The organism is Psychrobacter alimentarius (genome assembly GCF_001606025.1).
GTDB classification, from domain to species: Bacteria; Pseudomonadota; Gammaproteobacteria; order Pseudomonadales; family Moraxellaceae; genus Psychrobacter; species Psychrobacter alimentarius.
In genome coordinates this window covers 924,979-938,541 of sequence record NZ_CP014945.1, presented here as the reverse complement: position 1 = coordinate 938,541, position 13,563 = coordinate 924,979, and the positions used below count along the sequence as shown (strand labels likewise).

Below are 13,563 nucleotides of genomic sequence, written 5' to 3'. Positions count from 1 at the left end.
CATTTTTTTCAATTATTAGCGCTTCCAAAAATTAAAAGCAGGCAATAAAAGAAATAGAATGCTAAAAAAACAAAAGCCTCCAACGATAGCGTTAGAGGCTTTTTTAGAGCAGTGTGAAAAACTAAACTAAAAAACTAACTGCCGAGACGTTTATTTGTCATCGTCTGCCGAATCATCATTCAATGAATAGTCATTGGCTATATCAATCGCATCATTGACATCCGTAGTTGCTGAGTCTCCAGTGACCGTATCAATGTCTTGTTGCTCTTGACCTTCCACCTCAAACGTACCATCTTCTCTCATGGCATCGATTAATTCATTAGCGTTTTCTTCATTTTCAACTCGCGCCATGGCGACCAACTTTTCATCTTTTGATAAGCGGATCAGCGTCACACCCTGCGTATTACGTCCAGAACTGGCAACATGCTCAACAGGCGTACGTACTAATGTTCCTTTGTCTGAGATTAAGATAATATCATCTTCAGGCTCAACTTTGGTCGCACGAACTAAGGCACCATTACGCTCACTGGTTTTAATAGCGATCACACCGCCACCGCCACGATTTTGGGTATTGAACTCATCGATAAAGGTACGCTTACCAAAGCCATTTTCACAAGCAATCAATATCTCGCGCACATCATCTTCGATGACAACCAATGATTTGATAAATTCATCATCTGCCAAACGCATACCACGTACACCTTTTGCGGTACGACCCATTGCACGAGCATCATTTTCATCAAAACGAATGGCTTTGCCACTTGAGGCAAACAGCATGACTTCTTGGCTACCATTAGTGATGCGAGCACTGACCAATTTATCACCATCTTCTAAACCAACAGCAATCAAACCATTTGAACGGATATTGGCAAACTGCTTAAGCTCAACTCGTTTGACTGTACCATTAGCAGTTGCAAAGAAGACAAAAGGTGGAACTGCTTCATTGCTGCCTTCTAATGACTCATCATCGTCACTAGTTAAAGACACGTCATTTTTCGCAGAAAGATCCTCTACTATTTTTGGAATCGGTAGTATGGTCGTCACCGTCTCGTCACCATTCAGACCGATAAGATTGACCAATGGACGACCACGAGCGCCGCGACTGGCAATGGGTACTTCAAAGCCACGCAAACTAAAGACGCGTCCACTATCCGTAAAGCACAATACCGTCGCATGCGTGGATGTCACAACCAAATGATCGATGACATCGTCTTCTTTCATCGCAGTTGCAGACTTGCCTTTGCCGCCACGTTTTTGTGCCACATAATCATCAATCGGCTGAGTTTTGGCATAGCCAGTACGAGAAACAGTCATGACCACAGTTTGTTCAGGAATCAGGTCTTCACGGTTAAAATCAGTACGTGAATCGATAATGTCCGTACGACGCTCATCGCCAAAATTGTCACGAATCTCAATCATCTCATTAGAGATAATGGTCATTAGCTTGTCAAAATCTCCAAGAATAGACTCTAAATGCGCAATTTCGCGCAGCAAGTCTTGATATTCTTCGGTCAACTTATCTTGCTCAAGACCTGTTAGGCGATGCAGTTGCATGTCTAAAATTGCATTGACCTGCTCAAGTGATAAGCGATAACGCTGCTCACCATCGCTTTCGCCATCAATCAAACCGAATGGCGCTTTAGGATCTTCGCCTTCGATGAAATCAGGACGCACTGACTGACTACCGGCAGCGTTTAGCATCGCAACGACGCTACCTGAGCCCCACGTGTTATTCAATAAGCTTTCGCGCGCCAATCCACGGTTTGCAGACGCTTTGATGGTTGCAATAATCTCATCGATATTCGCAAGTGCAACCGTCAAACCTTCGAGCAGGTGCCCACGTACACGTGCTTTGTTTAACTCGTAAATGGTACGACGTGTCACGACTTCTTGACGATGACGCACAAACGCAGCAATCAGCTGACGCAAGGTCAATACTTTTGGCTGACCATTATCCAGTGCCACCATATTGATACTGAAGCTAGACTCAAGCGGGGTTTGCAAAAACAAGTTATTGACGATAACTTCTGCTGTCTCACCACGACGCAAGTCGATAGCGATACGCATGCCGTCTTTATCAGACTCATCACGAATCTCACTGATGCCTTCGATTTTTTTATCACGGACAAGCTCTGCAATACGCTCAATCAGCTTGGCTTTGTTGGCTTGGTAAGGCACTTCGGTGAATACAATACGCTCACGGTCACGGTTGACACCCGTATCACTCATAGGTTCAATATGATAACGCCCCCGTATGTGCAAGCGGCCTTTACCCGTACGATAAGCATCTAAGATACCTGCGCGACCATAGATAATGCCGCCTGTGGGGAAATCAGGACCTGAGATATGGGACATCAGCTCTTCGGCTGAAACCTGCGGATTTTGGGCATAGGCCAAACATGCATTGATGACTTCGGTCAAGTTGTGCGGTGCCATGTTGGTGGCCATACCGACAGCAATACCTGTCGCACCATTCACCAATAGGTTGGGAATACGTGCTGGCATCACGCTTGGCATGCGCTCAGATCCATCGTAGTTGTCTTCCCAATCGACCGTGTCTTTGTCCAAATCAGCCAGCATTTGGTGGGTCAACTTGGTCATACGTACTTCGGTATAACGCATCGCTGCCGGTGGATCATCATCGATCGAACCAAAGTTACCTTGACCATCGACCATCGGATAACGCAAGCTAAAATCCTGTGCCATCCGCACAATCGCATCGTATACCGCACTATCGCCATGTGGATGGTATTTACCGATAACATCACCGACCACACGTGCAGATTTTTTGTAAGGTTTGTTGTAATCGTTAGATAGCACATGCATAGCGTACATGACGCGGCGATGTACAGGTTTGAACCCATCACGCACATCAGGTAGTGCACGCGAGACGATCACGCTCATCGCATAATCCAAATAGGATTGTTTTAGTTCATCTACAATGCCAATAGGACTGACCGATTCGCTCATATACACTCCTTCACTCTCGTTTTTTCTAATGTAGACACTTTTTTTGAGATACCAATACACTCTAAAAAATATAGCTGCATCAATGCGCAGCTACTATCAAAATAGTGATCATAAAAATACGGCTAACCGTGCAAAACAATAGGAAAATAACGATCGTTTTAATGTTTAATAAAAGAAGCTATTTTAGCACAAAATTACTGATTTAGGGGCATCTGACTGTCATTAAAATCAAGGAAAACAGCTTATTAGCAGCGATATTTTTATGAATCGCTGCCCGTTAAATTTATGTTAGTGACAAGTTTTTTTAGATTGGCTAATTTTGCCATTATTACACACAAATTTACCATCTGCTGAGCAGTGAGATACTCCGCCCATCTTACCCGAACATGGGGTATTTTTTGCTTGTGCTTGGCTAATAGGCGCAACAACAAAAATAATTGTGAATAGTGACAATAGTATTGATTTCATATTTTCCTCTCTTCAATTATTGGCAGACATTCATCAAAAAACTGCATCCAGTAGATACAGTTTTTGATGGTAAAATAGTAGTTATAAGCAGGTCTGAATGAACTTAACTGGCTGTGAATTCCTGATCAAAGAATTCGCGTGTCGCTTGGGTACAGGCTGCACTGACTAAGCCACCGTGATAGCTGGCCAATACAGCGGCGCCTGCTGCTTGAGCCAATACCGTCGGATCAGTTACTCCTGCCGCTTGAGCATCTGCGATAGCTTTGTTTTGAACAGCTGTCAAAGTTGCAGAAAATCTGCCTTGAATGTTGTCAATGATGGACGTGGACATCCATGGGTTGCTCATAGCACTACCAATTGGTGTTACTGCGCCGCGATTGCCTCTGGTATCGACATCCAATACTGTGACATTCAGATTGGCGCCTGACGCTGCTCCTGCTTGTTGTATGATGGCCGTCATTGATCCTGTGTTTATATCATAAAAAACGGTTGGGTCTTGGTTACCACCGCACAATAGGGCTGGCATTTTAGGCACATAGCCGCGAAGGTCATTGTCTTTTAGCGCTTTGCGCAAATTGTTTTGTGGATTAGCGGCTGGCAATACTCCTGTACTAGCTATTAGGCTGTCTGGATTTTGCAAGGCATCGCCAACGTAAGCGGCACGGAAGTCTGTTTTTATCAGATATTTATCATCGTCGAACCCTAAGAAAGCAAAAGGCAAATTGCTGGTTGGGAGTTGATCGAGAATCGTATTATTGGTAGGTTTTGATTGAAAAAGCGCGTTATCAGGTAACTTGCCAGCGTTTACCAACTCGCCAAACGTTTGCATACTTGGTAGCTGAGTATTGGCATACTGCGCCGAGAAAATATCTGATGTGTTGCTATAGATATTTTTATACTTTTTATCCAAACCTACTGCCAATAACGGTGCAAAACGGGTCGCACCAATATTGACATTGCCCGCAAAAATCGCATCACCAAATGCGGCTAATGCATAAGGGCCTGATGAAGGCGCAATTGCCGTCACTGGCTCGTTTTGTTGTTCTAGAAGACGGGCGGTTGCCATGGCAACGTGGCCACCTTGTGAGTATCCGCTGATAAACAGTTTGCCAGAGTCATCAATACTGGTGTAGTCCGTATCATTGACGCGTTGTTGTCTATCAATAATCGTACGCGCACCCTCTAATGCATCCGCCATGTCAGTAGCTTGCTGCTCTGCCACCAGATACGGATGATACTCTAGATTAGAATCATCGTAACCGGCATAGTTTGGTGCCACCACAATATAACCTTGTGCAGCAAAATTCGCGGCTATCAATGTGGCTTCAGCCACCGCTGGGTTTTGGGTATTCGCCACTTGACTGAAGTCATAGTCTTTATCGGTGGTGGTGCCATGTGCATAAAGCAGTATGGGTCGATCACCTTGGCAGTCCGCGCTATCACCACTTGGTAGCATCAGTGCGGCAGTTGCATTGGTACGCTCGCCCGCTGCACCTACCGTTGGATAATTGATTTTTTCAATTTTAATGTCGCATTTGGCATCAGGCGTTGCGGTATTTCCTAGACCAAATCCATTATCAATTTGATCGGTACTAAATGCATTGATGGTTTCAACTGTCGTGTCATAGGAGACAACTCTGTCGTTGTCATCATCCCCGCAGCCTACCAGCAGTAAACTACTGGTGATGGCGACAGACAACAAGCAGCGTGACATTTTTGGTTGTTTCGTAATAATAGAAGTTGAGAGCTGAGTATTAACAGCTGGTGCGAGGCGAGTGGCAGATTTGGATTTTATCATCGTTACTATCCTTAGTAGTGATGGCCTTCAGAGGCAAGTAATAGATTGCCGATAGTCCATGGCAGTAGATAATGTCAGTTTGAAAGAGATTCTTAATCATTGCTTTGTCTTAAGCATTTTCTTCAAAATCTGCATGATCAGAATTGTTTCTTAAACCTTACTATTTATACCGTAAAATATTATCAAAAGCTACTGCAAAGCATGACCTTAGACCCTTTTTTGACACTAAGAAACAATATTCTAAGCCATCAAACCAATCCTAGCATCGCTCTCTTCTTTATTGTACGATGTTGCAAAATCTCACCTCGATACAGACCTACCCTTTATGCAAACAATACCTCAAGACACAAAAAATGCTGATAATCCATTATTAGAATCAGCAACTATATCGACGCAGCAAACGTTAGAGCAACAAGACGCACGTACAGATCGCAATTTTGATACGATTGCTGATCATTTTGAAAAAAAAGTCTATGGTGGTCTAAAGGGCGAGATTCGACTGGCTGTGTTGCGTCGTGATATTTTTGAATATAGTGCAAAGATGAGCGAAAAGCTTGGACGGCCTTTGCGTATTCTCGATGTGGGCGCAGGACTGGCACAGATTTCGATCGAGCTTGCCACGCAAGGCCATAGCCTAGTCATCAATGACATCTCAGCCAATATGCTTGAAAAGGCGAAAGTGAGCGCGGCGCAAATAGATAAAGCGTTGGATATAACGTGGTATGTTTGCCCGTATCAAGACCTTGAAGACAAGCTAAATAAGGATAAAAGCTCAAATGGCGCTAAGTTTGATTTGATCCTGTCACACGCGTTATTAGAATGGTTGGCAGAACCTGCGATGGTTATGAATTTCTTTGATCGACAATTAGCCAATCATGGGGCGATATCTTTATGCTTCTATAATCCCGCCAGCTTCGATTATCGTAACCTCATCATGGGTAACTTTAACTTACTCGATAACACGGACTATAAGGCCGACAACAAAAAAAGCTTAACGCCCAATCATCCCGTTGCCAAAGAAGAAGTCGATGCTTGGCTGGCAGCCCATCATTATCAAACCGTACTGACCAGTGGCTTGCGCGTGTTTCATGATTATGCGCCCCTCAAACGTGGTGGTCATAATCACCCAGATGCCGTCGTACGGATGGAGCTGCGTTACTCACAACTAGAACCTTATAAATGGCTAGGACGCTACTTACATGTCATGGCAACTCGGTAAATTTGCCCATCATGATAGCCAGTCTAAAGTTACAGGCAAAGCAAACCGTTTTGTTTTATCTAATCTCTTCCACTCTTTTTGATTTATCAGATTCTGACCACGTCGTGGCATTGATCTCTTTTTCATCAAATACCACGACATGCTCTAACAAGGGTAAAATACCAATGTGCGAGCCTATCGCATGATTATGGTGACTGGCGACCAAAGATAACACTGTCTGCCCATCATCAAGCTGTAAGCGATACAAATAGTTGGCACCGCGAAACACGCGCCCAATCACCAATGCTGTTCGCGTACTCTCATCATCATGAATGATATCATCAGGACGCACCAGCACTTTAATCGGCGTGCCGTTGGGATAATCATACGCGCAGTATTGCGGCTGCCCTAATTCGTCATAAACTTCCATGCGTCGATAAATATTCCCCAAGGCGGTTTCGATGCGGCCGTCTTTTATGATGCCATCTATCATTGCGCCTTCGCCTACAAACTCGGCAACAAAAGGACTGATTGGCTCATGGTACAACTCGCTTGGGGTTGCCCATTGCACAAGCTTACCCTTATCCATCACCCCAACTTTATCTGCCAGCGCAAAAGCTTCGTTTTGATCATGAGTCACTAAGATAGCAGTAGTATTGGTGCGTTTGAGAATGTCACGGACACTCATTGCCAACGACTCACGCAATACCACATCCAAATTCGAAAATGGCTCATCCAGCAACAACAACTTAGGCTTAGGTGCCAATGCTCGTGCTAATGCTACGCGCTGTTGCTGTCCACCTGAAAGCTCATGAGGACGTTTGTCAGCATGTTCGGTCAATTCGACTAAGCTTAGCATCTCAACCACGCGGGCTTTTTTGTCGGCCGCAGACCATTTATTCAGCCCAAAAGCGATGTTTTTTGCGACGCTTAGATGACCGAAAAGTGCATAGTCTTGAAACACCATACCCATGCCACGTTTGGCTGGCGCTACGGTCAATGCGTTACTAGCCGTTTGGTCAGTTAAACACTGATTGCTTAGATGAATGCTACCGCCGCGACTCGGCTCCAATCCTGCAATGGCACGTAATGCCGTAGTTTTACCGCATCCACTGTATCCCAAAAAACAGCCAATCTCGCCTTGTTGCAGAATGAAAGACAATCCATTGACGACTATCGTATCGTCATAGCCAACCACCAAATCTTGCACGCTAAAATAAGGCTTAGTGTCACTCACTGAGCTGGTGTTTATTGATTTGAGATCTGTTGAATCTTTCATCGAATCAGTGTGCATGGAAGATACTCGTTAAATAATATTAAATAAAAACTCACGGATAAAACAGTACAATCATCATAACGACAAAAAGGCTATCGCCTGCTTTCAATCTATTTTAGCGCCCGCCTTTAATGCTGCTTGTCGCTTTGACGCAATAATATCCAAACAGGCAACAGTCCAACCAGTACAATCAATAGGCTGGGCAATGCCGCGCGTCCCCACATGCCTTCACTGGTCATCTCAAATACCCGTACTGCAAGCGTATCCCAGCCTTGTCGCCGTGTCATTAACGTAATTGGCATCTCTTTCATGACTTCGACAAAACCCATCAATAATGCTGTCAACACTCCTGGGCTCAGCACCGGTAACACCACTTGTCGCCAGCGCTGATATGCGCTATCACTAAGTAACTTGGCCGCCGCTTCTTGATTGACTGTCAAGCGCTGTAATTGCCGATCTACTGGCTGAAAGCTGACTGTCATAAAGCGTGTAGATAAGGCAAGTAGCATTACAATCACACTACCTGATAGCACTTGTTTTGAGATTATTCCAGAAGCAATCATTTGATTGTCTAGCCAAGCAATCGGAATAAATATACCCACTGCCAATACCGTCCCGGGCACCACGTAACCTAAATTGGCCAGCGTGGTCATCAGCTTGGTCAATTTATCAGGATACTGCCGCTTAATCCACGCCATAATAATCGCCAAAACAGCAATAAAGAGCGTAGTCATGCTAGCAATCATAAAGCTATTGGTCACAAAATCGATATAACGCGCATCAAAGTCTTGCCTGAAATTCAATGCCGTCCAATAGATCAGCTGTAAAAATGGGATGAAAAATGCCACTGCAAATACGAGCATACATAGCAGCGTCATGCCCCATTTGGCAAGCGTAGTGGTTTCAAAACGTTGACTATTGCCTTGAGTCACCGAACGTCCGCGCTTTGCTTGCCAGTACTGCTCAAACAAAACCACGATGAAGACTACCCCAATTAGCAACGCCGCTAACTGTGCTGCCGTCGTTAAACTAAAAAACCCAAACCACGCTTTATAAATTGCGGTCGTAAAGGTATCGACATTAAATATTGATACTGCACCGAAATCTGCCAAGGTTTCCATACTTGCCAGCAATAATCCACCAACGATCCATGGCAGTGCTTGTGGCAATGCCAGTTTAAAAAACACCTGCCCTCGGCCTAAACCAAGCATCTGTCCTGCTTCAATCGCACGCCGACCTTGCGATAAAAAAGCTTGGCGCGCCAACAAATAAACATAAGGATAGAATGCCAATGATAGAACTAGACCTGCGCCCCAGATATTACGTACTGATGGAATCGCTGTATCAATGCCAAAATCCCGCAAACCGGTCTGCAATGGCCCACTAAAATCAACAATGCCGATCGTCACAAACGCCAATACATAAGCAGGAATGGCCAACGGCAACATCAATGCCCACGAAAAAAACCGCTGTCCAGGGAAGCGGTACATGCTGGTAATCCAAGCAAGCGTGGTACCAATGATGCCAGAAATGGCTATCACCATCGACAATAAAATTGCCGTATTTTTGAGTACTTCTGGTAGCACATATTCTGCCATGTGCGACCAAATGTCAGCGACCGGCTGAGTCCATGACAACAACACGATTAAAATTGGGATGAGCATAAACAACGAAATCAGTCCTAAGACTGATTTTGAAAGAAAACGTTTAAAGAGTGTATGGTCTTGACTGGCAACCTGCGGCTGACTAAGACGATCATCAACTGTACCAGCTTGACGAACAGACGCGTTTGGCGTTGTGCTCATATCGTTATTACCATGCTTCAATGCCCTGTCATGCGTATAGCGGCTTTATACCAACCCCAAAACTATAAGCTACTGTTAAAGATTGGTATAAAAGCCATTATCAACCACCATGACTAAAAGTCGTTATTTATAACCTGCTTTATCCATTATTTGAATGGCTTGAGTCTGTAGCTCACCAAATTTTTGCACGTTGATATCGTCTTTCTTAAATTGACCCCACGATCTGAGCATCTCCGACTCATCAACCCCTTCTTTTACTGGGAATTCTTTGTCTGAGCTGGCATAAATGCCTTGTGCTTCATCAGATGACAACCATTCTATAAGTTTAAGCGTGTCGTCTGCATTGTCTGAGCTTGCCACCACACCCGCGCCTGAGATATTTGTGTGCGTACCAGTTGTGCCTTGGTTTGCCCAAAATAGCTTAACAGGAAAGTTCGGCTTTTCATCGAGCAGACGACCATAATAGTAGCTATTGGCGATACCGACTTCACACTGTCCAGCAGCAATCGCTTCTAACAGCGCTGTGTCATCACTGAATATATCAGTGGCCAAATTATCGACCCAACCACGGATGATGGTCTCAGTTTTTTCTGGGCCTAAGTGCTCAATCATACTCGCTACAAGTGATTGATTATAAACTTTCTTAGAACTACGTAGACACAGCTTGCCCTTCCACTTTGGATCAGCCAAATCTGCATACGTCGATAATTGGTCAGCGTTGACTTTGCTTGGGTCATAAAAGATAGTACGCGCGCGTAATGACAGGCCTGTCCACTGACCTTTTGGATCACGGTATTTTGCAGGGACATTCGCTTCTAAAATATCAGAAGCTACTGGCTGGAGCAATCCTTCCTGCGAAGCTTGCCACAAATTACCTGCATCAACGGTCAAGAGCATATCAGCTGGCGTATTCTGCCCTTCTGCTTTTAAACGTGCAAGCAATGGTCCAATACTATCTGTGACCAACTCAACCTTCACACCTGTCTTTTCAGTATAACGATCAAGCAATGGCTTAATAAGCTGCTCGTTACGTGATGAGTAGATAGTAACAGTATGATTTTCAGTATCAGCCTTAACGTCAGCAGCATCACTGGTCGCAACGTCTGCTTCTGTACTAGCAGGTTCTGTATCTGCGCTACCGTCTGTCGTAGAAGAATCGCTACAAGCTGTAAGCCCCAGCATCATGCCAAATACAGCAACAGGTAAGGTCAGCTTACTAAAACTCGCAATGGTAGTGATGGCATTCAGTGACATGGTTTCTCCACAATGGTGTTATAAAAGAAAGATAGTATTATCAAACGTTAGAAAGGCTGGTGAAAAAATCTGTGCGACCATTTATTGCGTCAACCACTGATTAAAATGGTCAAGACTATAATATCTAGAAACGACATACTAATGTAAATGAGAGTAATTATCAATGCATTTTTTTCTCACAAATCCTTTGATAACTTGCCCTCCAGCCGTATGTAAATCGCCAACCTGAACTCAATAACGTTAATTTCTGTACAGTCAATGGAGCAAAAAAATTACCACTACAAAAGCTCAGCGGGTATAAATATTTCTAAATTACCACCATCAATAAACCACTTCTTTTTACAGCAGCCACTGTCCTAATAGCGCGTTAACCGCAGCTTCAGTGCGCAAAATCCGCGGCCCTATATGCACAGGCTCGCAACCTTGAGTGGCCAACAACGCTATCTCGTAATCAATCCAGCCACCTTCAGCACCGATGCATACCAAACTTGGCAAGCCAGAAACCGGCGGCTTTTTTGAATCTGGGTGATCTAGATAGAGCTTGTCTAAAGGCTGCTTTTTTATATACTGAGCAAATGACTGTGTGCTATAAGGATGTGCCACAATAGCACCATTAGTGACCAGATTCGCCAGTTCATCTTCAACAAAGGGTTTAAAGCGCTTTTTTAGATCAATACTTGGCGCTATCGTATCCACACTTTGTTGCAGCCCTTCTAACACGAACTCATCTAAGCGCTCCAGCATTGGACTTTGCCAATAGCTTTTTTGAGTACGATAACTGTTGATAAGAATGATATGTCGTACGCCAAGCGCCGTCATATCCATGATCAGGCGTCGTAGCACTTTTGGTCGGGGCAGCGCCAGTATCACTGTCAGATCTAGTTTAGGTGGTGGTGCAATCGTGAGCTGAACATCACGTAACTGAATACAGTCTTGTGTTATAGACTCAATGATTGCTGTGCCTAGCTGTCCGCCGATCTGACCTATCTTTAGTGACTCACCAACCTTAGCATCTAATATTTGAGTCACATGACGCACTTGCAACAAAGTATTAATCTGAGCAGTCTCATGTACGATGTTTTCGGCTGGAAGTAATATACAGTTCATAACGTTTTTAAACCCGCATGCTTCTCTATAATATTCGTAATCATTGTAAGTTGACGAGGCAATACCGCTTGTTGCTTCGTTGTCATACGGGACCCAGCCTGTCCAGCCAGTTTTGCCAATGCCAAATTGTCCAACCAAGACACCAACTGTTGATAAATCAGTGTTGTCTCATCCTCATTATTAGACGCTTTGCGCGCGGGTTTTTGAGTTATATTTGAGGTGGTTTGTAGGATGGTCTGCTCATATTTACCAGCGTCATTCGGCGCCACTTGTTCTCTAGTAGCGGGACGATAAAACGCATTATTCGGCTGATACAAAGCTCCTACTTCAGACAGCGCATCGACTACGCTTTGACAAGACTGCGTGTAGCGTCCCATAATCACAGGCGTTGCCACACTCGCAGGCTCCACTGGATTGTGCCCACCAATATCAACCAACGAGCCGCCCACCAGCGCCACGTCTGCTAGCGTATACCACGTCATCAGCTCACCCATACTATCAGCTAAATATACTTGTGTACCTGCTTCTATTGCCTCTTCGTTACTACGCCGTGCCATCTTTAATGCTGTGTTTTGAATCAGCTCTGCGACTTCGTCAAAACGTTCGGGATGTCTGGGCACCACAATTAATAGCGCGTCAGCCAGCGCTGAATTGGACAGTAATTGCTGGTGTAGTGACAGTGCCGTTTGTTCTTCATCGCTATGTGTGCTTGCCGCCACCCAAATCGGTCGACCAGCGACGCCCAGCGCTTCTGCCAGCTTGCTTTTTTGTGTTAATAAATCAATAGAGTTATGGGTATTTTCTATACAAGCGGCGCTGTCCGTCACTTTAGGTGTATTGATCACCCACTTTAGCGAGCCTGCCACACGAATTTGCGCACTGTGCGCCCCCAATTGCCGAAAGCGTTTTGCCGACTCATTGTCTTGCGCGATGATGAGTGTCAGATTTTTCATCATACTGGTACTGACGGCGCCAATTTTCTGGTAGCTTTTAAAAGAGGACGCCGATAAACGTCCATTGACCAAGATACTAGGAATCTGGTGTTCAGAGAGTTTGGTTAAAATGTTTGCCCATAGCTCCGTCTCTACAAACAAAGCTGCCACAGGGTTTACATGTGCCAAAAACGTCTCAATGACTGCCGGACTGTCGACCGGCACATAGCTATGACTCATATGACCTTGAGCAATTTCGTCGGCAAAACGGCTGGCACCGCGAGCAAACCCTGTCTGAGTGGTATTGGTCAGCCATATCTTATAACCCTCAGCCAGTAATGCATCTAATAAAGGCGCAACCGTGTTGGTCTCACCCAATGAGACCGCATGACACCAAATCACGCCTTTATTTGCGTGGGGTTCGTTTTTATTAGTAGCAGACTCTATTATTGGACGAGCGGGATAGTGTTTACCAAACCGTTGCGCCACTTCTCGTTGATAATAATCGCGCTTATGTGAGCGTCGCCATACCTGCATTCGATATAACGGCTTGAGTAATCCAATACCAAATTGATAATAAAAAGGTGGCGTGTGCACAGAACGACTGGGTAAAGAAGCACTATCAGACGACTTCGAAGGACAATCAGGAGTTGTATGGGGAGATGACATGAAGCAGCCCAGATGAGTAATGGATTGATAAACAAAAAGCTAGTAGTAAAAAATGCGCCAATTCTACCTGAATTTGGCACATAACA

Annotated in this window: 9 protein-coding genes; 1 reads left to right on the top strand and 8 read right to left on the bottom strand. The window is 44.7% G+C overall.

From position 1 onward, the window contains the following. Positions 1-150: 150 nt before the first annotated feature. The 3 genes from gyrA to A3K91_RS04005 all read right to left on the bottom strand — a co-directional run bounded on the left by gyrA (position 151) and on the right by A3K91_RS04005 (position 5,236). Positions 151-2,970 (bottom strand): DNA gyrase subunit A, encoded by a 2,820-nt coding sequence (gene gyrA, locus A3K91_RS04015; protein WP_062844101.1) that lies wholly within the window; start codon positions 2,968-2,970, stop codon positions 151-153. A 288-nt stretch (positions 2,971-3,258) separates the two neighbouring features. Beyond that, positions 3,259-3,438: a YdcA family protein gene (locus A3K91_RS04010; RefSeq protein WP_062844100.1), complete on the bottom strand. Its 180-nt coding sequence runs from the start codon at positions 3,436-3,438 to the stop codon at positions 3,259-3,261. Positions 3,439-3,541: 103 nt separating this feature from the next. Next, complete coding sequence (locus tag A3K91_RS04005) at positions 3,542-5,236, bottom strand: alpha/beta hydrolase family protein (RefSeq protein ID WP_062844099.1); 1,695 nt, start codon at positions 5,234-5,236, stop codon at positions 3,542-3,544. Between the two features lie 325 nt (positions 5,237-5,561). On the opposite strand from A3K91_RS04005, the gene A3K91_RS04000 reads away from it, so the two are divergent. After that, a complete protein-coding gene (locus A3K91_RS04000) occupies positions 5,562-6,455 on the top strand; it encodes a methyltransferase domain-containing protein (protein ID WP_062844098.1) in 894 nt (297 codons plus the stop codon). Between the two features lie 55 nt (positions 6,456-6,510). Here the strand turns inward: A3K91_RS04000 and A3K91_RS03995 are convergent, their stop codons facing one another. The 5 genes from A3K91_RS03995 to A3K91_RS03975 all read right to left on the bottom strand — a co-directional run bounded on the left by A3K91_RS03995 (position 6,511) and on the right by A3K91_RS03975 (position 13,477). Then, entirely contained in the window at positions 6,511-7,713 is a 1,203-nt protein-coding gene (locus A3K91_RS03995) for an ABC transporter ATP-binding protein (RefSeq protein ID WP_416231988.1), read from the bottom strand. 125 nt (positions 7,714-7,838) lie between these two features. Next, complete coding sequence (locus A3K91_RS03990; protein WP_062844097.1) at positions 7,839-9,515, bottom strand: ABC transporter permease; 1,677 nt, start codon at positions 9,513-9,515, stop codon at positions 7,839-7,841. Positions 9,516-9,638: 123 nt separating this feature from the next. Beyond that, positions 9,639-10,769, bottom strand: a complete 1,131-nt coding sequence (locus A3K91_RS03985; protein WP_062844096.1) for an extracellular solute-binding protein — start codon at positions 10,767-10,769, stop codon at positions 9,639-9,641. A gap of 339 nt (positions 10,770-11,108) precedes the next feature. Continuing rightward, complete coding sequence (locus tag A3K91_RS03980; RefSeq protein WP_062844095.1) at positions 11,109-11,876, bottom strand: 16S rRNA (uracil(1498)-N(3))-methyltransferase; 768 nt, start codon at positions 11,874-11,876, stop codon at positions 11,109-11,111. Continuing rightward, positions 11,873-13,477 carry a 3-deoxy-D-manno-octulosonic acid transferase gene (locus tag A3K91_RS03975; protein ID WP_062844094.1) on the bottom strand — a complete coding sequence of 535 codons (1,605 nt, stop codon included), beginning with the start codon at positions 13,475-13,477 and terminating at the stop codon, positions 11,873-11,875. Before A3K91_RS03975 ends, A3K91_RS03980 begins: the two co-directional genes overlap by 4 nt. Positions 13,478-13,563: the final 86 nt, after the last annotated feature.

Excerpts from the sequence above, each read along its gene's own strand:
- gyrA (WP_062844101.1), bottom strand. The coding sequence starts at position 2,970 with ATGAGCGAATCGGTCAGTCCTATTGGCATTGTAGATGAACTAAAACAA.
- A3K91_RS04010 (WP_062844100.1), bottom strand. The coding sequence starts at position 3,438 with ATGAAATCAATACTATTGTCACTATTCACAATTATTTTTGTTGTTGCG.
- A3K91_RS04005 (WP_062844099.1), bottom strand. The coding sequence starts at position 5,236 with ATGATAAAATCCAAATCTGCCACTCGCCTCGCACCAGCTGTTAATACT.
- A3K91_RS04000 (WP_062844098.1), top strand. The coding sequence starts at position 5,562 with ATGCAAACAATACCTCAAGACACAAAAAATGCTGATAATCCATTATTA.
- A3K91_RS03995 (WP_416231988.1), bottom strand. The coding sequence starts at position 7,713 with ATGAAAGATTCAACAGATCTCAAATCAATAAACACCAGCTCAGTGAGT.
- A3K91_RS03990 (WP_062844097.1), bottom strand. The coding sequence starts at position 9,515 with ATGAGCACAACGCCAAACGCGTCTGTTCGTCAAGCTGGTACAGTTGAT.
- A3K91_RS03985 (WP_062844096.1), bottom strand. The coding sequence starts at position 10,769 with ATGTCACTGAATGCCATCACTACCATTGCGAGTTTTAGTAAGCTGACC.
- A3K91_RS03980 (WP_062844095.1), bottom strand. The coding sequence starts at position 11,876 with ATGAACTGTATATTACTTCCAGCCGAAAACATCGTACATGAGACTGCT.
- A3K91_RS03975 (WP_062844094.1), bottom strand. The coding sequence starts at position 13,477 with ATGTCATCTCCCCATACAACTCCTGATTGTCCTTCGAAGTCGTCTGAT.